Source organism: Actinoplanes sp. NPDC049802 (assembly GCF_040656595.1).
In the GTDB taxonomy this organism is placed as follows: Bacteria; Actinomycetota; Actinomycetes; order Mycobacteriales; family Micromonosporaceae; genus Actinoplanes.
This window is the reverse complement of the sequence record NZ_JBFAMR010000068.1, coordinates 1-23,042: the sequence shown is the minus strand read 5'-3', so window position 1 is coordinate 23,042 and position 23,042 is coordinate 1. Positions and strand designations below refer to the sequence as shown.

Sequence of the window (23,042 nt, the reverse complement as noted above, 5' to 3'; positions counted from 1 at the left end):
GAACAACAAGGAGGCAAACGCGATGGGCTCCGTCCGCGTCGCCATCGTCGGTGTGGGTAACTGCGCCTCGTCCCTCGTACAGGGCGTGGAGTACTACAAAGACGCCGACCCCAACGACCGCGTTCCGGGTCTCATGCACGTGACCTTCGGCGACTATCACGTCTCTGACGTGAAGTTCGTCGCGGCGTTCGATGTGGACGCCAAGAAGGTCGGCATGGACCTGAGTGACGCGATCGTCGCCAGCGAGAACAACACCATCAAGCTGACCGACGTGCCGCCGACCGGCGTGACCGTTCAGCGTGGCCCGACCTTCGACGGTCTCGGCACCTACTACCGCGAGATCATCGAGGAGTCCTCGGCCGAGGTCGTCGACGTCGTGCAGGCTCTGCGTGACGCCGAGGTCGACGTCGTCGTCTCCTACCTGCCGGTGGGCTCCGAGGAGGCCGACAAGTTCTACGCGCAGGCCTCGATCGACGCCGGTTGCGCGTTCGTCAACGCTCTGCCCGTCTTCATCGCCTCCGACCCGGTCTGGGCGAAGAAGTTCGAGGACGCGGGCGTGCCGATCGTCGGTGACGACATCAAGAGCCAGGTCGGCGCGACCATCGTGCACCGCGCGCTGGCGAAGCTGTTCGAGGACCGCGGTGTCGAGCTGCTGCGCACCTACCAGCTCAACTTCGGCGGCAACATGGACTTCATGAACATGCTGGAGCGCAACCGTCTGGTCTCGAAGAAGATCTCGAAGACCCAGTCGGTGACCTCCCAGATCCCGCACGAGATGATCAAGAGCGACGTGCACATCGGCCCGTCCGACCACGTGCCGTGGCTCGACGACCGCAAGTGGGCCTACATCCGGCTCGAGGGCCGCTCCTTCGGTGACACCCCGCTGAACGCCGAGCTCAAGCTCGAGGTGTGGGACTCGCCGAACTCGGCCGGCGTGATCATCGACGCCCTGCGGGCCGCGAAGATCGCCAAGGACCGCGGCATCGGCGGCCCGATCCTGTCGGCGTCCTCCTACTTCATGAAGTCCCCGCCCGTGCAGTACAGCGACCACGACGCCCACCAGTCCGTCGAGGCCTTCATCAAGGGCGACATCGAGCGCTGAGAAGCACTACCTGAGCGCAGCGCAAGCTGAGCGGCAAAGGCCGGCCCACGTCGTTGGGCCGGCCTTTCGCACACCCCGATCCGGTACGGGGTCAGCTCCACGCCTTCTGCAGGGCGACCCGCGCCTCCAACTCCAGAAGGATGCGTTTGCGGTCGAGGCCGCCACCGAAGCCGACCATCTTGCCGCCGGCCCCGACGACGCGGTGGCAGGGGACGATCACCGGGATCGGATTGCGGTTGCAGGCCGTGCCCACCGCTCGGGCGGCGCCCGGATCGCCCAGCGCGGTGGCGATCGCCCCATAGGTGATCATCTCGCCGTAGGGCACCTTCGCGATCTCGCCCCAAACGGCCCGCTCGAAGTCGGACCCGCCGCGCAACTCGAACGGCACGGTGAAGTCGGTCAGCTCACCGGAGAAGTAGCCTCGCAGCTCGTCGGCCGCTGGGTGGACCGCCGACGAGCCCGGCCGGGCGCCGAAACGCACGCTCACCACGGCCGGACCGTCGACGACCACGCCGAGCGGGCCGATCGGCGTTTCGATGACGAACATGCCCCCAAGTCTGCCCCGGGGGTACGACAGGTTATTTGACCTTGACGGTGTCCACGGCCGAGGCGGCGTTGCGGGCGGCCCCACCGGCGTAGACGGCCTTCCACACGCCGGTCCCGGTGGCGGTGAACTTCTTGCTGTAGACGCCCTTGCCGTTGGTGGTGGCGGTGCCCTTGTGGACGGAGGCGGTGGAACCGGCCGGTGTGAAGTAGATCTTCACCTTGGCGCCGGCGAGAGCCTTGCCGTTGACCTTCAGGACGCCCTTGGCGGTCAGCTTCTCGCCCTTGACGACCGGCTCGGGAGCGGCGTTCAGGCTCAGCTTGGAGGGCCGCTTGAGGTAGATCGACTTACTCACGACGTTGGTCAGCTCGGGCGAGCCACCGGAGCGCATCTGGGCGCCGTAGACGTTGACGGTCCAGCGGCCGGCCGAGTCCTTGCCGCAAATCTTGAACGTGCCCTTGTAGGTGGCCGTCGAGCCGACCTGGGAGAATTGGCCGCCCTTGACGACGTTGCCGTTCGGGGCCTCGATGTCGGCGCCCACGCCGGCGATCTCGAAGCCGGCGGTCGGGATCGGCGCGCTGGTGACGGCGGTGATGGCGAGCTTCTGGCAGCCGGCACCGGAGCCGAGCACGAAGACGCTCTTGTTGACCGCGACCGACTTGACGGTGATGTCGAGGGTGGCGGCCTGCGCGGGTGACGCGACGGCCAGCAGGCCGGCGGTGGGAACGATGGCCAGCAGGGCGGCGAGGGTACGGGAACGTACGGAAGTCATGGTTGTTCCTGGGATACGGAGGGGTGGTTAGAGCAGACGGCCGCTGCGGTTCAGAACGCTACCGTTTCGACGCAACCTCCTTCCGGTGGGCATGCAAGGATTCCGATCCTTCGCGCGTCTGTCCTGGTGGAGGTGACCGGTGAAGCAGTCACTGGAAGACGAGTTCACCGCGTTCGTCGCGGTCCGGGGGCAGGCGCTGCTCCGGGTCGCGCACGCGCTGACCGGGGATCCGCACACCGCACAGGACCTGGTCCAGGGCGCACTGGCCAAGGCGTACGCCCGCTGGCCGCGCATCCACGGCGACGCGGAGGCGTACGTCCGGAAGATCATCTACAACGACCGGGTGTCCGCCTGGCGCCGTCCCGCGCACCGTAACGAGGTGACCGTCGCCGACGTGCCGGACCGGGCCGCCGCCGGCCGCCACGAACAGGACGTCACCGATCAGATCACCGTGCGGGAGGCGCTGCTGTCACTGCCCGCCCGCCAGCGGGCCGTCCTGGTGATGCGCTATCTCGAGGACCGCTCAGTGGAGGAGACCGCCGAGGTGCTGGGCTGCCGTCCCGGCACCTCGAAGAGGCATTCGAGGCCGAGATGCGGCCACGCCGCTCGTTGATGGGTCGGCCGGGTGTGGCAGGCGTGTCAACGAGCGGCGGTCTATTCGTGGCCTGTTGGTCAGCGGGTTCGGAGTCGCTGGTTAACCTGATCTAGGTCGAATTTGTCCGGGGTGAACTGATCGGGGTCGTCCAGGCCGAGCCATTCCAGCCGTTCCTGGTGTTCCGGATGGTTCGGGTCGGTGAGTACCTCGATCAGCTCCTGGTATCCCCAGATGCCGCCGCAGTCGTCGGGTGGGGCCGCGCGCCGTCCGCCGACACAGACCGGGTAGGAGGTGGCCGGGTCGGCGGGTGTTGTCTTCTCGACCAGGATGTCGTGCTCCCAGTCGTCGCCGAAGTCGTAGGTGTAGCGGAATTTGTCTTTGACCGCGGGTGCGACCTGTTCGAGGGTGACCGGGCCGTCCGAGCGGTGCCCGAGGTCGCGGTCGGCCCGACCGAACAGGCCGTATGCGGTGTCGAAGACGTGCAGGTGCCCGCCGTGCCAGCCAAACGCGGCGAGGATCGCCTGGTGGAGCCGGTTGAGAGTGATGTCGCCGGGTACCAGCAGCCGCCGCCAGATCGGCGGTTTGGCACCGCGCAGACTGACCTTGACCTGGTAGATCGGTGCCGGCCCGTTGGACTTCTTGCGTTTGGCCGGAAGTTTTGCCGGTGTTGGCCGGCGGGCCGGTGGCAGGTCGAGGCTGAACGCGGCCGGGCCGCCGGAGTTGCCGATCAGAGCGGCGAACTGTTGGAGCACGTCCATCGCGGTCCGGTCGGCGGTGTGGCCCGACGCGGTCGCGCCGCGCGGCCGGCGAGCGGGAGGCAGGGTGTCCAGGCGGCCGCGGGTGAGTACGGCGAGTGGGGCGAATCCCGGGCCGTCCTCGTCGATCAGGTTCGAATCGAGCGGGGCATCGTCGTTCGGTACGTCCTCCTCATCGTGGACGGCACGCGCCTCCAATGCCTGCTCGACATACCAACGGAATTCCGGCGCGCCCAGCTTCTTCGTACTGATGCGCACCCCGTCCTGCCGGGCGCCCTGGTGGATCGCGGCGACCGCAGACGGTAACTCCTCGGCATCGAGCAGGTAGATCTGTTCCGCAGCGCCACAGTGCTGGTGATCCACCGTGATCATCAGCGCATGGTCGCGGCCGGCTCGCTGAAAGGCGCCGATCAGCACCGACATGATGTCCTGGTCGTCATGCATCCGGGTGAACGGCCCTGCCGTCAGCGGCTGTGCCAGATCGTCGGCCCAGGACGGTGCCGCGACGTTGTTGCCGCGCATCCGTGCCGAGGCCGCCCGGGCAGCCGCGGTGACCGGCTTCTCTGCCTCGCCGCCCACCGCACCGATCGCGGTGAGCAGCGTCAGCGCGGCCCGGGTGCCGCGCGCCTCGATCGCTGGAATGAAAGCACCGGCGAACGCCGCCATCATCTCCCCGCCACTGGCCCGGCTCATCGCCACGAACAACGCACCGGTCAGCTCCGCTTCGAGCGGATCATCGACCTCGGCCAACGCGGAGGCGTCATCGACCAGGTCGGTCAGCATCTGTTCGGGATCCGGTCCGCCTTCTGCGCAGCCGGGGCAACCGCAGGCCTGCTCCGTGCCGGGCACAATGGTGAGATCTGGGCGGCGGGCCCGGCTGGTTCCCCGCTTTGCGGGGCGTCGGCTTCGAGAACTCATCGCGCCAGTCTGCCGAACAGCCGATGCTCGCCGGGTGACCACCCACCGCCGGGCGAAGGCCTGAGGGCCCGCCGTGCGGCTATTCCGGCGACGACTCGGTGAGTAGATCGTGACGCCACGCCGCGAACCGGGTCCGCATCTCGTCGAGGTCTTGGCCGACGATGCCGTACTGGGCGAAATCCGCCGGGTCCAGCAGGCCGGCCTGTCCGAGGGCTGCGGCGAAATGCGCCGGTCGAAGCCGGAATCGGCCCGCTCCGCAAGACGCAGGAGATCTTCACCGGAGTATCTGCCCGAGCACAGCGTTGCATCGATGTCGATGAAGTCGCGGGCGAACGCCCGGCCATAGAGTGCGCTCATCTTGTTGGCCACCGCGTCGTCGGGATGCAGTACCGGGCCGATAGACATCAGGATCGGATCGTTGGCGCGCCAATCTACGCCGAGCTCCACCTTTGCGGTTCGGCCGTCCTCGGTCACCATCAACCGCGCGAAGGTGTCGTAACGCCGTTCGACCTCAACTATGACGCCGACATCCCGGTACGCCTGGACGACGACGGTGACCGCCGTGTTGAACTCGTCGCGCCGGTCCCAGGCGGTGAACAGGTCGACGTCCTCGCTCGGCCGTTCGAGAAGACCAGCCGCCTGGACCGCGTAACCACCGGCAAGAGCGAAACCGTACCGTCCGGCGGCCTCAAGCCCGAGCCGAGCGAGCCGCTCGTGAAACGGGTCCACCTACGCGGCAGCCGGACGGGTGGCAGCGAGCTCCGGGAAACGCTCCTCCCAGCGCCGCCGCAGCTGCGGCGGCAACCACAGCGTGGGCCACAGCCGGAGAAGCAGGCCACCGTCGAGCCAGGCGCACAGATCCTCGACGCTGCCCGCCTCGCTGAGCACCACCTTGTACATGCCGGCCAGACGAGCGGATCGGCTCAAGTCATACTCTGCGCGGCGCGACCAGTCGAGATGATGCGGCAGAGAAACCACGCCCCGGGTCGGCCCCTTCAACGCGGCGAGCGAGTCAGCCACGACATACGGCTTCCGCTCGCCGTATGGAAGGTAACCCACCGGCGGTCGGGCCATATCCGAATCCACGTGCTCAGAGAACTCGCCCACGGCTTCAGGGTACTTGCCCTCCACCGCGTTGCCGACATCCAGACGGAGATGCGCAGAAGCGGGCATCGCAGGTCATCCTGTCGAGCCGTGGCTTGGACAGCCGGGATGTCGATGGACAGGGACAGTTTGGGCGTACCGAAATTCTCGGCTTTTGTCGCTCATTGACTACGGTCGCCAGCCAGGCGTCCCGGGCTCTCGCCAAACTCCGCCAACTGGTCGGTGACCAGCACGTCTCCATGGGAGGAGCCCGATGAAGAACGTGGAGGACCTCGTGGGCGCCGCCGTCCGGGATCTCGCCGACAACGCCCCCCGGCCCCTCGATCTGGCCGCCGCGGCTCGCACCCGGGGCCGCCGGATCCGCCGCCGTCGCCGCACCGCGATCGGCACGGCCGCACTGGCACTGACCGTGGTGGCCGCCGCACCTTTCGTCATCGTTCGCGAACAGGCGCCCGATTCACCGGCCACCCCGCCACCAGCACCGTCGATGAGCGCCACCACGGCGGCGAAGGGCGTCTGGGAGCAACAGCCGTACCAGCTCCCGGGCGGCCTGGTGGTCACCGCCCTGACCCGCATCGACGTGGGCAGCGACAACCCGGCCGGGAAGACGCTGAAAGACGGCAACGTGGCGCTCGACCGGGTGACCGGCCGCTACTGGGCGCTGCCCTGGGACTACTACACGATCTGGGGCGCCCCGGCCGGCGCCGGCTCGCTCGTGTCGGACGGTTCCAGCAACCTGCTGTCGGTCGGCGGCGAGGGCGTCCTGCCGACACCCATCCCGGGTGGCGCCGAGTTGCCCGGTCCGCAGTGGTCGCGGGACGGCAGACGGCTGCTCGACACCGTCCACGACGGCTACGTGATCCGGGACGGCGTCACCGGCCGGATCACGAGCCGCGGTGGCGGTGGCGCCACCGCGACATGCCCGGACTTCTGCTACTTCACGTGGCTGGCGAACGGCACGGAGGTCGCTCTGCCCCGCGTCGACCCGAAAGTCCCACAGTCGGAGGCGAAACCGGACACGATCAAGGACATCGTCGTGTACTCGATCGCCACCGGGCAGCGGATCCGCACTCTCCCGGTCGCCGGGGTGCCGGTCGATTCGGACTCGTGGTCCCCTGACGGCCGGTTCGTGATGGTCTTCGACCAAGCCTTCCAGACCCGGCCCAAACACGTCGTCGACGTCGAGACCGGCAAGACCGTCGGCCGGATTCCCGGCACGAACGTCCACTTCCTGCCGGACGGCCGGATCCTGTCGATCAGAGACACCAAAGCCGAGGTGTACGACGTCCGCGGCGCCCTGGTCGAGTCGCAGACCCTGCCCGCCGACTTCGCCGGCCGGACCGTGAGCGTCGGAACCCTCTAGGCGATGTGGCCCTGCTCGCGGGCCCACTTGTAGAGCTCCGCCTCGGCCTCGTCCCGATCGAGTGGCCCCCGGTCGAGCCGGAGCTCTTTCAGGAACCGCCACGCCTGGCCGACGATCGGGCCCGGCGGCACCCCGAGCAGCTCCATGATCGCGTTGCCGTCGAGGTCGGGGCGGACCTTCGCCAGGTCCTCCTCGGCCGCGATCCGGGCGATCCGGTCCTCCAGGGCGTCGTAGTCGGCGGCCAGCTGGGCGGCCTTGCGCCGGTTGCGGGTGGTGACGTCGGAACGGGTCAGCTTGTGCAGCCGGGACAGCAGCGGGCCGGCGTCGGTGACGTAGCGGCGGACGGCGGAGTCGGTCCACTCGCCCCGCCCGTACCCGTAGAAACGAAGGTGAAGGGCGACCAGCCCGACCACCTCGCCGGTCACGTCCTTGGGGTATTTCATGGCCTTCATGCGCTGTTTGGTGAGCCGCGCGCCGACCACCTCGTGGTGGTGGAAGCTGACCCGGCCGTCGCGCCCGACCGCCTTGGTGGCCGGCTTGCCGATGTCGTGCATCAGCGCGGCCATCCGCAGCACGAAATCCGGTCCCTCGTCGCCTTCCAGGCGCATGGCGTTGCTGACCACGATCAGCGTGTGCTCGTAGACGTCCTTGTGCTGAGCGTGCTCGTCGATCTCCAGTTTCAGGCCGGAGATCTCGGGCAGGAAGCGGTCGGCCAGCCCGGTGTCGACGAGCAGGCGCAGTCCGGTGATCGGGTCGACCGCGGTCATCAGCTTGGTGAACTCGTCCCGGATCCGCTCTGCGGTGATCCGGTCGAGATCGGCGGCCATGTCCGACATGGCGGTCACGGCCGACGGGTCCACTGTGAACCGCAGCTTCGCCGCGAACCGGGCCGCCCGCAGCATCCGAAGTGGATCGTCGCCGAACGAGATCTGCGGCGCCGCCGGCGTGCGGATCACCCGGGACGCGAGATCCTGGAGCCCACCGAACGGGTCGGTGAACTCGTGCCCCGGCACCGACACGGCCATCGCGTTGATGGTGAAGTCACGCCGGGAAAGATCGTCGTGCAGCGACGTCCCGTAGGACACCACCGGATTGCGGGTCACCCCGTCGTAGGCCTCCGCCCGGTACGTGGTGATCTCGATCCGCAGCCCGTTCTTCTGGATGCCGATCGTGCCGAACTCGCGGCCGGTCTCCCAGATCGCGTCGGCCCACCCGTGCACCACGGCGAGGGTCTGCTCCGGGTGCGCGTCGGTGCAGAAATCGAGGTCGTCACCGAGGCTGCCGAGCAGCGCGTCACGGACTGAACCTCCGACCAGGTGCAGCTCGTGACCTGCGGCGGCGAACCGCCGGCCGAGCTCGTCGGCGACGGGGGACACGCGGAGCAGCTCGGCTACCGCTTTCTGCTGGGCGGAATTCAGAACAGACATGGGGTTACCAGGGTATCTGGCCGAAGGTCCGCTTCAGGGTGGTGGGGTGGGGCGGTCGGATGGCTGGCCGAAGGTCCGCTTCAGGGTGGTGGGGTGGGGCGGTCGGATGGCTGCCGTGGCCGCCGCGCTGATCGCCGGGCAGGATGGCAGGATGCCCGTTTCCGAGGCGCTGCGACGCCTGGCCGAGACCCCCGCTTTCTGGACGGGCGAGCCGTTCGACACCGACGGCCTGCCCGCGGAGGCGCACTTCTCCTTTCCGGTGGTGAGCGGCTACGCGCTGGTTCTGGACGTCGAGCTGCCCACCGGGGACCGGGCGCTCGGGCTGCGCCGTCCGGCCGCCAGCGAGCCGGTGCAGTTGGGCTGGGCGCCGGCCGCGGGTCCGTACCCGGCGGCTCTGCGCTGGTGGGAGCTGGAGCGTTTCGCCCGGGTGATCGCCCTGTCCGACCCGCTGCTGCCGCATCCCGGCCTGGTGGTGGCGCTGCTGTCGCCGTTCGCTCCGGCCGCCGCCGACGACGATCCGGCGCAGATCGCGGCGGTGCGCGAGGCCGCCTATCGCTCGCTGCGCCGGGAGATCCCCTTCGGGGAGCAGTTGGCGGCCCTGACCGGCGGCCCCGAGCAGGCGCCGCTGCCGCTCTTCACCGGCGAGCGCTGGTGGCCGGCGCCGGCGGTGCCGTCGCCGCAGGTCCTGGACGAGGCCGCGATCGCGTCCCTGAGCACCCCGGCCCAGGCGCGGCTCCAGGTCCGTGCGGGCCATCGCTTCCCCCATGAGGACCTTTCCGATCTGGTACGCCACGCGAGCGCCCTGCTGGCAGGGGTGCCCCACCACGACTGGTACGCCGCGGCGCGTCCCCTGGCGGGACGGATCGCCGATTCGGGCGACCTGGCGGCGGTGCCGGCTCTGCTCGGCGCGCTGACCGGGGCGGGCTGCGACCACCCGACCGTGCTGGATGCGCTGAGTGAGCCTCTGGTTCCCCTGGAGGCATGCTGGATGGTGGAGACCCTGGCCGGGGCCGAGCCCGGCACCCTCCTACGTCACCACGTGTGACGTTTGCCTTTATGGTGGCTCCATCATCGGTAGGGCTCGGGAGGCTCGGGTGAACGGCGGCCTGTACCGCAGCACGCATGCGACACCGGACGCGCGACCGCCGGCGCAGGAGGGCGTCACCGTCGTCTCGGTGGACGGGCCGGCGCCGGAGGAGCAGCAGCCGGCGGCCGAGGGCGGTGGCACCGCCGGCCAGAGCGCGATCATGGCGATCGGCAGCCTGGTCAGCCGGGTGATCGGTTTCGTCCGCAACGCGCTGATCGGCATGGCGCTCGGCGGTCACGTGGGCAGCGCCTTCACGAGCGCCCAGTTCCTGCCCGGCCAGATCTACGAGCTGCTGCTCGGCGGCATCCTCTCCAGCGTGCTGATCCCGCTGCTGGTCCGGCGCCGCAAGGCGGACCCGGACGGCGGCCAGGAGTTCACCCAGAAGCTGCTGACCTTCGCGGTCGTCATGCTGGGCATCGCGACCGTCCTGGTGGTGGTCGCCGCACCGCTGATCACCGCGATCCAGGCGGGCGACAAGACCCCCGAGGACTACCGCGACCTGGTCACCAGCTTCGCGTACCTGATCCTGCCGATCATCTTCTTCACCGGCGTGTCCGCGCTGATCGGCGCGGTGCTGAACGTCCGTGGGCATTTCGCCGCGCCGATGTGGGCGCCGATCCTGAACAACATCGTGGTCATCGCGGTGTGCGGGGTGTTCCTTCTGGTCTTCGGATCGGATACGGAGCTGACGCCGGAGAACATCAGTCCCGGTGCGATCGCGCTGATGGGCGGCGGCATCCTGCTCGGCATGATCGTCCAGGCGATCGGCCTGCTGCCGGCCCTGCGTAGGGTCGGCTTCCACTGGAAGTGGCGCTGGGATCCCCGGTCTCTCGGCATGCGCGAGATCGGCAGCCTGGCCGGCTGGATGCTCTGTTACGTCGCGGCCAATCAGGTGGCGGTCTTCGCGGTGGCGCGCATCCTGAACGACGTCGCCGGCGAGGACAGCCCGAGCACCATCGGCTTCAACAACGTCTTCCTGCTCATCATGATGGCGCACGGCATCATCGGCGTCTCGGTGATGACCGCGTTGCTGCCGAAGATGAGCGCCGCCGCCGCCGCCGGCCGCTTCGCCGAGGTCAGCGCCGACCTGACCCGCGGCATCAAGCTGGTCTCGGCGGCGATCGCCCCGATCGTGGTCGCCTACGCCGTGCTGGGCGCGCCGATCGCGGTCTTCCTCTTCGAGGGCGGCCGGATCACGAACGCGCACGCGCTGTCCATGGGCACGGTGCTGAGCGTGGCCGCGTTCGCGGTGCTGCCGTTGTCGATCAGCTTCCTCTGCACCAACGCGTTCTACGCGTTGCAGGCCAACAAGACGGCCGCGCTGATCAACCTGCCGGTGGTGGCGGTCCGGATCGCCGGCTACTTCGTGCTCGCCGAGGTACTGAAGGCCTCGCTGGTCGCCGCCGGGATGACCGCGGCCAACGCGATCTCCTACCTGGTGTCGGCGCTGATCTCGCTGGCGGTCCTGCGCCGCCGGATCGGCCGGCTGGATCTGGGCTCGGTGGCCGGCTCGCTGTTGCGGGTGGCCCTCGCCGCCGGGTTCGCCGCGGCCCTGGGTCTGCTGGTGGTCGGGCTGCTCCCCGGCTCCGGTGAACCGGACGGCCGGGTCGAGGCGATCGTGCAGATCGCCGCCGGCGGTGCGGTGATCCTGATCGCCTACCTGGGCGCGGCGCTGCTGCTGCGGGTTCAAGAGGTGAGCCAGGTGGTCGGGATGGTTCGCCGGAAGATCGGCCGCTGAACCCCCGGAAAACACCCTGAACAGGTAATTCCCGATTGGTCCGACAGCGGTTCGGCCGATTCGCGTCGCCCGGTGCCGATGCCGCGCCGGGGGGACGACCTGCCAGACCATGGCCGAGTGCGGGTATGGTCGGTGTCGGCATGTGCGCCGGAGCCTCGTGTCTTCCAGCGCCGAGACCGCACCACCCCTAGAAGCACACCGAGGAATGCACCACCGAGGGAGGACTGGTGACCCAGGTCGGCGAAGGCCACGAGACCGCGGCCGACGAGGCCGGACCGGTCATGACCTTCGGTGCCCCCGCCGTCGGTGAGATCCTGGCCGAGCGCTACCAGCTGGAACAGCACGTCAACAACGACAGTGCGGGCCGGCAGGTCTGGCGGGGCATCGATGTCATCCTGCGACGGGCCGTCGCCGTCGTGCTCCGGCACCCGGGTGGCGACTCCGCCACCGAGATGCTGCAGGCCGCGGTCGCCGCGAGCCGGGTGATCCATCCCAATCTGGTCGGCGTCTACGACGCGATCGACGAGCAGGAGCGGGCCTACGTGGTCCGCGAGTGGGTGGACGGCGAGTCGCTGCGCGACCTGGTCGGCGCCGAGGGCCCACTGGACCCGGCGCGGGCGATCACCATCGCGCACTCGGTGGCCGACGCGCTCACCGCGGTGCACGCCACCGGCATGGTGCACGGCAACGTGCATCCCGGCAGCACCCTGATCGCCGACGACGGCCGCGTCGTGCTGGCCGACGCTCGGGCGGACGCGGCCGACAGCACCGAGTCGGACATCCGGGCGGTCGGCGGCATCCTGTATTTCGCTCTCACCGGGCACTGGCCGCAATCCGAGGTGGGCCGGTCCGCCCTGCCCGATGCGAACCGCGACAGTTCCGGCAACCCGGCGGCGCCGCGCCAGATCCGGGCCGGCGTCCCGGCGTACCTCGACGATCTGACCATGGACCTGCTGGACAGTCGCGTCGCCGCTCCGGCGTCCGACGCCCTCACCGCGGAGCTGGGCCGGCTGGACGCCGCTTCCGAGGAGGAGGAGTTCGAGGACGTCGGTCCCCTGCGGTTCGTGCAGGGCGGCTCGCCGGGCTCCGGCGAGCCGGTCCGCAGCGCACCGAAGATCCTGCTCGGTGTCGGCGCCCTGGTGGTGATCGCGATCATCGGCCTGATCTTCGGCATCCGTGCGATCAACACCCAGAGCAGCGACGCCGGTAAGTCGACGACGACCGCCGGCACCACCGGGCAGAACGACACACCCGACGTGACGCAGACTCAGGCGGCCGAGCCGAAACCGATCAAGTTGACCGCCGACATGGTGCGCATCGTCGACCCGCCGCCCGGTGACCGTGACGACACCGGTGAGGCGAAATTCACCGTCGACGGTAACAAGGACACCGCCTGGAAGCTGTCGTATTACCTGGCGCCCAAGTTCGGTAACCGGAAAGCCGGCATGGGCGTCCTGATCGACCTGGGCGAGCAGCGTTCCCTGTCCGAGGTGTCGGTCACGACCTCGGCTCCGGGCGTGGTGATGGACCTGCGAGTCGGCACCAGCGACCCCGGTGACACCTCGAGCGGCGACAAGAAGGTGCTGGAGCAGTTCAAGTCGCTCAGCGACGCCGAGGGCGGCCCGTCCAAGAGCACCGGCACGAAGCATGTGCTCTCCGTCGCCGACCCCACCAAGAAGTACCAGTACGTGATGGTCTTCCTGAGCGAGTTGCCGCGTAACGAGGACACCCCCGGCTACCAGGTCAACGTCAACGAGATCGAGCTGTACGGATACTGAGACCCCGTTCGGCTCCCCGCTGCACTAGATTGCTGACGTGACTTTCCGGGACGGACCAGGCACGACGCCCAGCGACGTCGATCTGATCCGTGCCCACGTGGCCGGCGATCCGGAGGCGTTCGCGGAGCTGGTCCGCCGGCATCGTGACCGGCTCTGGGCGGTGGCGCTGCGGACCGTCGGCGACCGTGAGGAGGCCGCCGACGCGGTCCAGGACGCGCTGCTGAACGCTCATCGCAACGCGGCCCGGTTCCGCGGTGAGGCGGCCGTCACGACGTGGCTGCACCGGATCGTGGTGAATGCCTGTCTGGACCGGATCCGGCGGCGGCAGGCGCACCCGACCGTGCCGCTGCCGGAGAGCAACCACGACGACGACCGCCCGTCCGGTCCCGAGCCCGCCGCGCCCACTCCCGATCAGGACACCGTGCTGGTGGTGCGGGAGGCGCTGGCCGCCCTGCCGGTCGAGCAGCGGGCCGCGATCGTGCTGGTGGACGTCCAAGGGTATGGCGTGGCCGAGGCGGCGGAGATGCTCGGCGTGGCGGAGGGCACGGTGAAGAGCCGGTGCGCCCGCGGCCGCGCCAGGATGGCGGTGACTCTGGGGTACCTGCGGGGGAACCGGAACGACGGCGGGACCGTCCCATCCAGGTCGGAAGCGGCGAGACCGCTGCCGACCGGACTTGAACGGAGGGAGCCGCGGTGACGGGCGCCGAGTTCGACGGGGTCGACCTCGACCTTCTCGCCGACTACGTCGGTGGCGCCCTGGACGGCACCCCGGACCAGGAGCGGGTGGCCACGCTGGTGTCCGAGGACCCGGCCTGGCGTGCGGCGTTCGAGGCGCTGGAGCCCGGCATGATCGCCGTCGAGGCGGCGCTGGGCGAGTTCGAGGCGGAGCCGATGCCCAGCGAGCTGGCGGCCCGGCTGGACGCCATGTTCCGGGCGCCGGTCGTGGAGGCGGGCGATCCGGATTCGTCTTCGACCGGCGTACCCGCGAAGGTTGTCGATCTTGATGAAGTGCGGCGCTCGCGGGCACGGCGGTGGGTCGCGCCGGTCGGGGTGGCCGCCGCTCTGCTCGCGTTCGCCGGTTTCGGTGTCAGCCAGCTCTCCGGCATGGGCATGACCGACAACGCCGCACAGAGCACCGCGGCCGAGGGCGGGGTGGCCGAGGACGCCGCCCCGATGATGGCGGGCATCCCGGCGGACAACATCATCAGCAGCGGCACCGACTACACCGCCGGCACGCTGGCGCAGGCGTCCGGGGGCCGCTCCCAGGAGGCGATCCTGTCCGAGGGCTCCGAACCGGCCACCGCCAAGGCCGGCGGGATCGATCCGCTGGCCCGGCTGAGTGACCCGTCCGGGCTGTTCAACTGCCTCGACGTGATCACACAAGCCAACGGCGGCGGCCGGATCGCGGTGGAGCTGGTGGACTATGCCAGGTTCGAGGGTGCCCCCGCGATGATCGTCCGGTTCAGTGCGGCGAACGGGACCTGGGTCTGGGCGGTGGGCCCGAAGTGCGGCACGCCCGGTGCTGGCGCGGACACGGTCGAGCAACTCCCGGTACGCTGACCGCACCCCCACGTGAGGTCCGACACGGGCTCGGCCGGGGAATGGCGAATGCCTGGTGTGACGTTCTAGCGTGCAGTGTCGCCGACCTATTCGTGCGGCGAAAACAGACTGAGGAGTCGGCAGTGGACGAGGTCCGCAATCTGATCATCATCGGTTCCGGACCGTCGGGCTACACCGCGGCGTTGTATGCGGCTCGTGCCAACCTGAATCCCCTGGTGATCGAGGGTGTCAACTCCGGCGGCGCTCTGATGACCACCACCGAGGTGGAGAATTTCCCGGGTCACCGGGACGGCATCATGGGCCCCGAGCTGATGGACAACATGCGGGCCCAGGCGGAGCGGTTCGGCGCCGAGTTCCTGACCGACGACGTCACCCGGGTCGAGCTGACCGACAAGCCGACCGAGGCCGGCACCGAGGGCCTCAAGACCGTCTGGGTCGGTGACCAGCAGTTCTTCGCCCGCGCCGTGATCCTGGCGACCGGCTCCGCGTGGCGCCCGATCGGTGTTCCCGGCGAGCAGGAGCTGCTCGGCCACGGCGTCTCGTCCTGTGCCACGTGTGACGGTTTCTTCTTCCGTGGCCAGCACATCATCGTGGTCGGCGGCGGCGACTCGGCGATGGAGGAGGCCACCTTCCTCACCCGGTTCGCCGAGACCGTGACCATCGTGCACCGCCGGGACTCCTTCCGGGCCAGCAAGGTCATGCAGAAGCGGGCGCTGGACAACGAGAAGATCAAGATCGAGTGGAACTCCGTGGTCGAGGAGATCCTGGGCGAGGACGGCAAGGTCGTCGGCGCCCGCCTCCGCAACGTGCAGTCCGGTGAGACCAAGGTCCTCGACGTCACCGGCGTGTTCGTGGCGATCGGCCACGACCCGCGCAGCGAGCTGTTCAAGGGCCAGATCGAGCTGGACGACGAGGGCTACGTGAAGGTGCAGTCGCCCAGCACCCGGACCAACATCCCGGGCGTGTTCGCCGCGGGTGACCTGGTCGACCACACCTACCGGCAGGCCATCACCGCCGCCGGCACCGGCTGTGCCGCGGCGCTCGACGCCGAGCGCTTCATCGCTTCATTCGTAGAGCTGTAAGACCCGGGAGGTCCTCGTGGGAGCAACCAAGGCGGTCACCGACGCCACTTTCGCCAGCGATGTGCTGCAGTCCGACAAGCCGGTGCTGGTGGACTTCTGGGCCGAGTGGTGCGTGCCCTGCAAGAAGGTGGACCCGCTGCTGGCCGAGATCGCGGCCGAGATGGGCGACAAGCTGGAGATCGTCAAGGTGAACATCGACGAGAATCCGCAGACCGCCCTCGCCTACCAGGTGATGTCGGTGCCGACGCTGGCCATCTTCAAGGACGGCGAGCGGATCAATCTGGTGACCGGGGCCAAGCCGAAGAGCTTCCTGGTCAACTTCATCGAGTCGGCTCTCTGACGTTCGAGCACTACGCCCCGCGGCCCGGTACGGGCGCGGGGCGTACTCTCCGGAAGGTCGTCCTTTCTCGTCCTAGGGAGTCGTGAGTGCGTTCCATCCGACGCGGAGACACCGGCGTGGCCGTTTCCGAGATCAGGTCGATCCTGGTCGGTCTGGAATTGCTCGAAGAGGCTGAACCGGATGTCTTCGACGAGGCCCTGGAGGACGCGGTCCGCGCCTTCCAGCAGAGTCGCGGCCTCGGCATCGACGGATTGGTCGGCGACGAGACGTGGGGGGCGCTGGACGCGGCCCGATGGCGGCTCGGCTCCCGGACCCTCTTCCATTCGGTGCCTGACGCGCTCGTCGGCGAGGACGTCCGGGCGCTGCAGGAGCGCCTGCTGGAGATGGGGTACGACACGGGGCGCCCCGACGCCGTCTACGGTGCTCGCACGGCCCGTGCCGTGGCCCAGTTCCAGCGTGAGGTCGGTCTCGTCCCGGACGGCTCCTGCGGCCCGCAGACGATGAAGGCGCTGCGCCGGCTCGGCCGCAAGGTCGTCGGCGGCCGCCCGCAGTGGCTGCGCGAGGCCGAGGCGTTCCGGCAGTCCGGCCCCAACCTGGTCGGCAAGACCATCGTCATCGACCCGGGCCACGGCGGCGGTGACGACACCGGTGTCCTGGTGCCGGACGGCCCGCTCCGGTGGAACGAGGCGGACCTGGTGTTCGACCTGGCGTCCCGGCTGGAGGGCCGGCTCTCCGCCGCCGGCATGCGGGTGCACCTGACTCGCGGCCCGTCGCCGGCCGTGCCGATGAGCGGCGCCGAGCGGGCCGCCCTGGCCAACAGCCTCGGCGCCGACCTGCTCATCTCCCTGCACCTGGACGGGCACACGTCCGGCTCGGCGGAAGGCGTGGCGACCTACCACTACGGCACCGGCAACGGGCTCAGCTCCACCGTCGGCGAGCGCCTGGCGAACCTGGTGCAGCGGGAGATCGTGGTGCGCACCGGGATGCACGACTGCCGCACCCACGCGAAGACCTGGGACCTGCTGCGCCTCACCCGGATGCCGACGGTCCGCGTCGACCTGGGCTATCTGACGTCGCCGAAGGACCGGGAGCGGCTGATCGACCCGATGTTCCGGGAGCAGATCGTCGAGGCGCTGCTCGCCGCCGTCCAGCGGATGTACTTCCCGGTCGAGCGGGACGTGCCGACCGGGTCGATCGACGTGCGCCAGCTGCGCCTGGCGCTCGCCGACAAGGCGTAGCCGGGCTAGTTGTCGCCGGACCGGGTGGCGGTCACCGGCCGGACGGGACGCAGCAGCGTCTCCGGGCTCATCGAGCCGAGCAGCTTCTCCAGCGCGTACTCGACGTCGGACTTCCAGGACAGTGCCGTCCGCAGCTCCAGCCGCAACCGCGGAAACCGGGGATGCGGGCGGACCGTCTTGAAGCCCACCGACAGGAAGAAGTCGACCGGCGCCACACAGGTCGCGTCGCCGTCGTTCTCGTCCGGCTTGGCGTCGCCGAAGGCCTCCACCGCCTTCACACCGCGCTTGGTGAGGTCACGGGCCACCCCCTGCACCAGCATCCGGCCCAAGCCACCTCCGGCGAAGGCGGGCACCACCTTGGCGGTGGTCAGCAGGACCGCGTCGGCGCTCACCGGGGACGTCGGAAAAGCCATCGAGCGGGGCACGTAGGCGGGCGGCGCATACATCACGAAACCGGCCGGCATGCCGTCCACGTAGGCCAGCTTGCCGCAGGAACCCCACTCCAGCAGGGTCTGGGAGACCCACGCCTCCTTCTCCAGGCCGGGATCGCCGGTGGCACAGGCCCGCTCCGCGGAAACCGGATCCAACTCCCAGTAGACGCACTGCCGACAGGGCCGGGGCAGGTCCTCGAGCGTGTCGAGGGTGAGATTGACCAGGCGTCGCGACATGGCGGACCCCTTGCAGCTCGCTCATGAGACAGGACCGGACGCCGCCGCGCCCCCGCCGAATCCTACGTCGGAACCACCATGAACGGGAGCAGGTCGGGCAACGGGCAACGCCCGACTAGGATCGCTTCAGTCCCGACTCGAAGAGGTGATTCGCATGACCGGTACCACCCAGGACGATTACACCGATCGGTACGCGCGACGCGTACGCGGAATGACGACATCCGAGATCCGGGCGCTGTTCGCCGTGGCGAGCCGCCCCGAGGTGGTGTCGCTGGCCGGCGGTTCACCTTACATCGCCGCGCTGCCGCTCGACGCGGTCGGGGAGATGCTCGGCGACCTGGCCTCCCAGCAGGGCGCCACCAGCCTTCAGTACGGCATCGGCCAGGGCACCATCGACCTTCGCGAGCGCATCTGCGAGGTGATGACCCTCTCCGGCATCCACAACGCCTCCCCGGACGACGTGGTGGTCACCGTCGGCGGCCAGCAGGCCCTCGACCTCCTGGCCCGGCTGTTCCTCGATCCGGGCGACGTGGTGCTCGCCGAGGGGCCGACCTACGTCGGCGCACTCGGCGTCTTCCAGGCCGCCCAGGCACAGGTCCGGCATGTGGCGATGGACGCCGAGGGCCTCATCCCGGAAGCACTCGAGGAGGCCATCGAGGCCACCGTACGGGCCGGCCGCAAGGCGAAGTTCCTCTACACGATCCCGACCTTCCAGAACCCGGCCGGTGTCACCCTGTCGGAGGAGCGACGGGAACGCGTCCTCGACATCTGCGAACGTGCCGGGCTCCTGGTGGTGGAGGACGACCCGTACGGGATGCTCTCCTTCGAGGGTGACGCCCCGCTGCCGTTGCGGGCCCGCCGCCGTGAGGGCGTCTTCTACTGCTCCACGTTCTCCAAGACGTTCGCGCCCGGTCTGCGGGTCGGCTGGATCCTGGCGCCGCACGCCGTCCGGGAGAAACTGGTCATGATGAGCGAGGCCAACGTGCTCTGCCCGAGCGCGTTCGCCCAGGGCGCCGTCACCCAGTACCTGTCCACCATGCCGTGGCGCGAGCAGATCAAGGTGTACCGGGAGATCTACCGCGAACGCCGGGACGCGCTGCTCGGCGCCCTGAGCGATCTGATGCCGGCCGGCACCACGTGGACCCACCCGACCGGTGGTCTGTTCGTCTGGGTCACCCTGCCCGAGGGCCTCGACTCCAAGGCGATGATGCCGCGCGCCATCGCCGCCCGCGTCGCCTACGTGCCCGGCACCGGCTTCTACGCCGACGGCACCGGCCGCGGCAACATGCGCCTCAACTTCAGCTTCTCCGCGCCCGACCGGATCCGCGAAGGCATCCGCCGCCTCTCCCGCGTCATGGAGCAGGAGCTGGACATGCGCGCCGTCTTCGGCGGGGCCACCCTGCAGCAGAGCCACCAGCGCCGTCGTGGCCCGGCCGCTGCCGACGCCCCCGGCCCCGACTTGGCATGATCACCAGCATGGGTACGCGTGACGAAGTGCGAGTTCTGGTTCTGGCCGGCGGATTGTCGTACGAGCGGGACGTGTCGCTACGGTCCGGTCGCCGAGTGCTGGACGCGCTGCGCGCCTCCGGACTGACCGCCGACATGCACGACGCCGATGTCTCCCTGCTGCCGGCATTGCATGCCGACCCGCCGGACGCGGTGGTCATCGCCCTGCACGGCGCCACCGGGGAGGACGGTTCGCTGCGCGGGGTGCTCGACCTGTGCGCCGTGCCGTATGTCGGCGCCGACGCCCGGACCGCCCGGCTCGCCTGGGACAAGCCGTCCGCCAAGTCGATGCTGCGTGAGGCCGGGATCCCGACACCGGACTGGGTGGCGCTGCCACACGACCGGTTCTCCGAGCTGGGGGCGGTGGCGGTGCTCGACCGGATCGTCTCCCGGCTGGGGCTGCCGCTCATGGTGAAACCCGCCCAGGGCGGGTCCGGTCTGGGCGCCGCGGTGGTCCAGGACGCCGCCGACCTGCCGGCCGCGATGGTGGGCTGTTTCGCGTACGACTCGACCGCGCTGGTCGAGCGGTACGTGACCGGCACCAACCTCGCCGTCTCGATCATCGACCTGGGGACGGGCCCGGAGACGCTGCCGATCGTGGAGATCGTTCCCCGGGACGGGGTGTACGACTACGCGGCTCGTTACACCGCCGGCCTGACCACGTGGCACGTGCCGGCACGGCTCTCCCCGGAGCTGGCGGCGAGGGTGTCGGAGACGGCGCTGGCGGCGTACAAGGCTCTCGGCCTGCGGGACCTGTCCCGCATCGACGTGATCGTCGGGGAGGACGGAGAGCCTCAGGTCCTGGGGTGCAACGTGTCGCCCGGGATGACGGAGACGTCGCTGCTGCCGTTGGCCGTCCAGGCGGCCGGTGTCGATCTCGGTGCGGTGCTCAGCGCGCTGGTGGAGCGGGCGGTGGCCCGGAAGGGTTAGACATTCCCGGTCGAGGGCGGTGGGTCGTGCTGGTGCGGCTCGCCGCCCTCTCCGTCTATCCGTTCAGCACTACGGGTTGCCGGCGTCGGCTTCGACCGGTCCAGGGCTTCCGCCTTTCACGTCGTCGAGGGTCGCGGGGCGCGGGCCCGCATCGTCCACCGGCTCGGTCGCACCCGGGACGTTGAGTGTGGCCGGTGACTCCCACGCGATGTGGGCCGGCTCCGCGTTGGCCTTGCCTCCGAAGTCGGCGAGCCAGGCGGCGACGAGGGCCAGGTTTTCCCGCCATTGCGACTCGGGCACCACCGGCAGGATGTCGTCCCAGAGCGACAGGAACGTACCGCGCAGTTGCAGTCGTCCGTAGGGCCGCGCCAGAAACCACATGTGCAGGTGGGCGGAGCCGTCGCCCCACCGATTCACGTGAACCCGGGCGACCCCGTCGAGGGACCGGATGGCCCGTTCGAGACGTACGGTCATCACCCCGAGTTCGGCGGCCAGCAGATTGGGCAGGTCACCGAGGTCCAGGTGCGACCGGCACTCCAGGATGAGCACCATGGGAAGACCGGTGGGCCGGTCCATGGCCCGCACCCGCCATCGCTCGCTGACCCAGATGTAGGAATCGTCCGGAGTGCTGCACGCCACACAATCCGAGGCGTCCTCGCCGCTTCGGGGCGGCTCGATCTCTACCGGTGGAGCGAGTTTCTTCACTCGCATGTCGCCTTCGAAGGGAAACGAGGGCCAGCGCGTGAAGTCGGGCAAGGGGGTGGTGTTCTCAGACACGTCGTGACCTTAGCCCAGCCAGGACGGGCTGTCCCGGGTCAATTTCGCACGACGGAGGGACCTCTTTCCACTCGCCGGAGCCACGGTCGTGACGTAGACGACGGTGAAGCTTCAACTCTGTACACAGCCGTCCCCAAGTTATCCACAGGAGTTATCCACAGGCACTCCGGTTTCACGTGAAACACGACGTAGAACGCTTGCACACCCTGTGGATAGAGCAGTGGATGACGGGAACCACATCGGCGTCGTTTCACGTGAAACACGGTGGATCCCACCATCAACAGACGCAACACACAGCCTGTGGATAGTGGTTCTTACGCATGTCTGGGGCGTCCGCTTCACCCGTCTGGGCGGTCTGGGGTTTGCGTGGCTGGTGAGGGCTTACGGCCTGACCGTTGGGCCCTGGGTGGCGCCGGGGCAGGTACTCGGTCACGTGATCATCCAGCAACTGGGGGCGCCGGGGCCGGTACGCGTTCGATGCGGTTCGGCTTCGGTCCGGGTTTGCTCTGTGGAAGGTTTCGCTGCCGGGCCGGGCTGGGCTGGGCTGGGTCGGGCTGGGCTGGGTTGAGCCGGGCTGGGCTGGGCTGGGCTGGGCTGGGTCGGGTCGGGTCGGGTCGGGCTGGGTCGGGCTGGGTTGAGCCGGGCTGGGCTGGGTCGGGTCGGGTCGGGCTGGGTCGGGCTGGGTTGGGTTGGGTTGTGTCGGGCTGGGTCGGGCTGGATTGGGCGTGGCCGAGCTGGCTGGGCTGGGCGACGGGCGAGCTGTGCGGCCGGCGAGAACGGCGTACAAAGCCCATGGCTCTCTCCACATCGTGAGGCGGTCCGCTGGCAGCCCGGATTCGTGCTCGTGCGGACTCAACGAGGGCGTCTGCAGGGTCTTGCGCCGATTGCTCGACCCGTTGGCCTCCGGTATCCGTCTGGATCGTTTGACCATGCCACCTACCTCGTAGGTCGTTCCAACAGCGGGACTGCTGACTGATCGCAAAGTCTGGCCTGGAGTAGTGGGCATGCCTTCTACCGCATCTGGTCACTTCGCCAACCGATCCATCCACACACCCGAGGGGAAAGTTAGCTTGGCTAACGGTCTCATGGGTTCTCGCACATCACTCGTCCAGCCAGCCTGTCGTCGCTGGCCGAGTCGTTGGTGACTACCGCTGGTCCCTCATCGGCACCAACCTCGCCAAGAAGCAGCTCGACGCCGTTGGTCTCGACGCCACCGTCGCCCAGGCTCACGCCCGCCAGTCCAGCAGGCAGCGGAAGCCTCGGCTGGTGGCCAACACGTCTCGGCTTCTGCTGGCCCGTTGGGTCCGCCCGGCAACGGCGGAGACGGCTACGTTCACCGACTTGCCGAGGTCGACCATCCGGAGGCCAATCTGCCTGCGCCGGTTCCTCACCGAACCTCCGAATTCGCTCCGGTCCATCCAGTTGGCCGCGATCCCGCCCACCTCATCTGGGCCCTGCCAGATCTGGATCCCCACTGGCCGCACCCGCAAGTACGAAAGCACGCAAGGAGTTGGTATAGCAGCCGAAACACGAACGGTGCGTGGGAGCCCGCTTCGACCCTCTCGACACGTCGATCCTTGCGCCCGCCACTAGACAGCGCGCCAGGTGGTTATGTCGGCCAGCACGAGCGCCAGGTGCCGCTGCCCCGGAGCGCCACCCCGAAACGGAACGTGTCAAGGGATTGAGGCCAACGGGAGTTAAGCGGCTTGCGGTTGGGGCTGGGTTTCCTGGTCGGGCCGGTTGATCCAGACCTGCTCG

19 protein-coding genes and 2 pseudogenes are annotated in these 23,042 nt (G+C 69.2%); 13 read left to right on the top strand and 8 right to left on the bottom strand.

What is annotated here, in order from left to right:
- Nucleotides 1-22: 22 nt before the first annotated feature.
- Nucleotides 23-1,102 (top strand): inositol-3-phosphate synthase, encoded by a 1,080-nt coding sequence (locus tag AB0I88_RS32535; protein WP_361033459.1) that lies wholly within the window; start codon nucleotides 23-25, stop codon nucleotides 1,100-1,102.
- A gap of 91 nt (nucleotides 1,103-1,193) precedes the next feature.
- On the opposite strand, the gene AB0I88_RS32530 is transcribed toward AB0I88_RS32535, so the two are convergent.
- Nucleotides 1,194-1,649, bottom strand: coding sequence for a methylated-DNA--[protein]-cysteine S-methyltransferase (locus AB0I88_RS32530; RefSeq protein ID WP_361033456.1), 456 nt, complete (start codon nucleotides 1,647-1,649; stop codon nucleotides 1,194-1,196).
- Between the two features lie 31 nt (nucleotides 1,650-1,680).
- Nucleotides 1,681-2,418, bottom strand: a complete 738-nt coding sequence (locus AB0I88_RS32525) for a hypothetical protein (RefSeq protein WP_361033453.1) — start codon at nucleotides 2,416-2,418, stop codon at nucleotides 1,681-1,683.
- A gap of 139 nt (nucleotides 2,419-2,557) precedes the next feature.
- Here AB0I88_RS32525 and AB0I88_RS32520 point away from each other — a divergent pair, with 139 nt between their 5' ends.
- Nucleotides 2,558-3,031, top strand: coding sequence for a SigE family RNA polymerase sigma factor (locus tag AB0I88_RS32520; RefSeq protein ID WP_361033450.1), 474 nt, complete (start codon nucleotides 2,558-2,560; stop codon nucleotides 3,029-3,031).
- A 59-nt stretch (nucleotides 3,032-3,090) separates the two neighbouring features.
- On the opposite strand, the gene AB0I88_RS32515 is transcribed toward AB0I88_RS32520, so the two are convergent.
- From AB0I88_RS32515 to AB0I88_RS32505, 3 genes and pseudogenes are all read right to left on the bottom strand, one after another.
- Nucleotides 3,091-4,686 carry a plasmid pRiA4b ORF-3 family protein gene (locus AB0I88_RS32515; RefSeq protein WP_361033447.1) on the bottom strand — a complete coding sequence of 532 codons (1,596 nt, stop codon included), beginning with the start codon at nucleotides 4,684-4,686 and terminating at the stop codon, nucleotides 3,091-3,093.
- 79 nt (nucleotides 4,687-4,765) lie between these two features.
- Nucleotides 4,766-5,415 (bottom strand): annotated as a pseudogene (locus tag AB0I88_RS32510) (nucleotidyl transferase AbiEii/AbiGii toxin family protein).
- Complete coding sequence (locus AB0I88_RS32505) at nucleotides 5,416-5,859, bottom strand: hypothetical protein (RefSeq protein WP_361033444.1); 444 nt, start codon at nucleotides 5,857-5,859, stop codon at nucleotides 5,416-5,418.
- Nucleotides 5,860-6,043: 184 nt separating this feature from the next.
- On the opposite strand from AB0I88_RS32505, the gene AB0I88_RS32500 reads away from it, so the two are divergent.
- Nucleotides 6,044-7,153 (top strand): hypothetical protein, encoded by a 1,110-nt coding sequence (locus tag AB0I88_RS32500; RefSeq protein ID WP_361033441.1) that lies wholly within the window; start codon nucleotides 6,044-6,046, stop codon nucleotides 7,151-7,153.
- On the opposite strand, the gene AB0I88_RS32495 is transcribed toward AB0I88_RS32500, so the two are convergent.
- Nucleotides 7,150-8,580, bottom strand: coding sequence for a CCA tRNA nucleotidyltransferase (locus AB0I88_RS32495; protein ID WP_361033438.1), 1,431 nt, complete (start codon nucleotides 8,578-8,580; stop codon nucleotides 7,150-7,152). The genes AB0I88_RS32500 and AB0I88_RS32495 overlap by 4 nt on opposite strands.
- A gap of 151 nt (nucleotides 8,581-8,731) precedes the next feature.
- On the opposite strand from AB0I88_RS32495, the gene AB0I88_RS32490 reads away from it, so the two are divergent.
- The 8 genes from AB0I88_RS32490 to AB0I88_RS32455 all read left to right on the top strand — a co-directional run bounded on the left by AB0I88_RS32490 (nucleotide 8,732) and on the right by AB0I88_RS32455 (nucleotide 17,403).
- Nucleotides 8,732-9,625, top strand: coding sequence for a hypothetical protein (locus AB0I88_RS32490; protein ID WP_361033435.1), 894 nt, complete (start codon nucleotides 8,732-8,734; stop codon nucleotides 9,623-9,625).
- A gap of 49 nt (nucleotides 9,626-9,674) precedes the next feature.
- A complete protein-coding gene (gene murJ / locus AB0I88_RS32485) occupies nucleotides 9,675-11,405 on the top strand; it encodes a murein biosynthesis integral membrane protein MurJ (RefSeq protein ID WP_361033432.1) in 1,731 nt (576 codons plus the stop codon).
- Nucleotides 11,406-11,632: 227 nt separating this feature from the next.
- Entirely contained in the window at nucleotides 11,633-13,183 is a 1,551-nt protein-coding gene (locus AB0I88_RS32480; RefSeq protein ID WP_361033429.1) for a protein kinase family protein, read from the top strand.
- A 37-nt stretch (nucleotides 13,184-13,220) separates the two neighbouring features.
- Nucleotides 13,221-13,880, top strand: a complete 660-nt coding sequence (gene sigM / locus AB0I88_RS32475) for an RNA polymerase sigma factor SigM (protein WP_361033426.1) — start codon at nucleotides 13,221-13,223, stop codon at nucleotides 13,878-13,880.
- Nucleotides 13,877-14,743, top strand: coding sequence for a hypothetical protein (locus tag AB0I88_RS32470; RefSeq protein WP_361033423.1), 867 nt, complete (start codon nucleotides 13,877-13,879; stop codon nucleotides 14,741-14,743). The genes sigM and AB0I88_RS32470 overlap by 4 nt, the downstream gene beginning before the upstream one ends.
- 122 nt (nucleotides 14,744-14,865) lie before the next feature.
- Complete coding sequence (gene trxB, locus AB0I88_RS32465) at nucleotides 14,866-15,825, top strand: thioredoxin-disulfide reductase (RefSeq protein WP_361033420.1); 960 nt, start codon at nucleotides 14,866-14,868, stop codon at nucleotides 15,823-15,825.
- A 16-nt stretch (nucleotides 15,826-15,841) separates the two neighbouring features.
- Entirely contained in the window at nucleotides 15,842-16,165 is a 324-nt protein-coding gene (gene trxA / locus AB0I88_RS32460) for a thioredoxin (protein ID WP_361033417.1), read from the top strand.
- Nucleotides 16,166-16,251: 86 nt separating this feature from the next.
- On the top strand, nucleotides 16,252-17,403 hold the full coding sequence (locus tag AB0I88_RS32455) for an N-acetylmuramoyl-L-alanine amidase (RefSeq protein WP_361033414.1): 1,152 nt from the start codon (nucleotides 16,252-16,254) through the stop codon (nucleotides 17,401-17,403).
- A gap of 5 nt (nucleotides 17,404-17,408) precedes the next feature.
- On the opposite strand, the gene AB0I88_RS32450 is transcribed toward AB0I88_RS32455, so the two are convergent.
- The gene (locus AB0I88_RS32450) at nucleotides 17,409-18,071 is read right to left on the bottom strand and encodes a GNAT family N-acetyltransferase (RefSeq protein ID WP_361033411.1); all 663 of its coding nucleotides are present in this window, start codon (nucleotides 18,069-18,071) and stop codon (nucleotides 17,409-17,411) included.
- 154 nt (nucleotides 18,072-18,225) lie between these two features.
- Here AB0I88_RS32450 and AB0I88_RS32445 point away from each other — a divergent pair, with 154 nt between their 5' ends.
- The gene (locus tag AB0I88_RS32445) at nucleotides 18,226-19,539 is read left to right on the top strand and encodes a PLP-dependent aminotransferase family protein (RefSeq protein WP_361033408.1); all 1,314 of its coding nucleotides are present in this window, start codon (nucleotides 18,226-18,228) and stop codon (nucleotides 19,537-19,539) included.
- Nucleotides 19,536-20,507, top strand: coding sequence for a D-alanine--D-alanine ligase (locus tag AB0I88_RS32440; protein WP_361033405.1), 972 nt, complete (start codon nucleotides 19,536-19,538; stop codon nucleotides 20,505-20,507). The genes AB0I88_RS32445 and AB0I88_RS32440 overlap by 4 nt, the downstream gene beginning before the upstream one ends.
- A gap of 108 nt (nucleotides 20,508-20,615) precedes the next feature.
- Here AB0I88_RS32440 and AB0I88_RS32435 read toward each other — a convergent pair.
- Nucleotides 20,616-21,263: pseudogene (locus tag AB0I88_RS32435) on the bottom strand (hypothetical protein); the annotation flags it as partial.
- Nucleotides 21,264-23,042: the final 1,779 nt, after the last annotated feature.

Excerpts from the sequence above, each read along its gene's own strand:
- AB0I88_RS32515 (WP_361033447.1), bottom strand. The coding sequence starts at position 4,686 with ATGAGTTCTCGAAGCCGACGCCCCGCAAAGCGGGGAACCAGCCGGGCC.
- AB0I88_RS32525 (WP_361033453.1), bottom strand. The coding sequence starts at position 2,418 with ATGACTTCCGTACGTTCCCGTACCCTCGCCGCCCTGCTGGCCATCGTT.
- AB0I88_RS32490 (WP_361033435.1), top strand. The coding sequence starts at position 8,732 with ATGCCCGTTTCCGAGGCGCTGCGACGCCTGGCCGAGACCCCCGCTTTC.
- AB0I88_RS32495 (WP_361033438.1), bottom strand. The coding sequence starts at position 8,580 with ATGTCTGTTCTGAATTCCGCCCAGCAGAAAGCGGTAGCCGAGCTGCTC.
- AB0I88_RS32530 (WP_361033456.1), bottom strand. The coding sequence starts at position 1,649 with ATGTTCGTCATCGAAACGCCGATCGGCCCGCTCGGCGTGGTCGTCGAC.
- AB0I88_RS32535 (WP_361033459.1), top strand. The coding sequence starts at position 23 with ATGGGCTCCGTCCGCGTCGCCATCGTCGGTGTGGGTAACTGCGCCTCG.
- AB0I88_RS32450 (WP_361033411.1), bottom strand. The coding sequence starts at position 18,071 with ATGTCGCGACGCCTGGTCAATCTCACCCTCGACACGCTCGAGGACCTG.
- AB0I88_RS32445 (WP_361033408.1), top strand. The coding sequence starts at position 18,226 with ATGACCGGTACCACCCAGGACGATTACACCGATCGGTACGCGCGACGC.
- AB0I88_RS32440 (WP_361033405.1), top strand. The coding sequence starts at position 19,536 with ATGATCACCAGCATGGGTACGCGTGACGAAGTGCGAGTTCTGGTTCTG.
- AB0I88_RS32505 (WP_361033444.1), bottom strand. The coding sequence starts at position 5,859 with ATGCCCGCTTCTGCGCATCTCCGTCTGGATGTCGGCAACGCGGTGGAG.
- AB0I88_RS32500 (WP_361033441.1), top strand. The coding sequence starts at position 6,044 with ATGAAGAACGTGGAGGACCTCGTGGGCGCCGCCGTCCGGGATCTCGCC.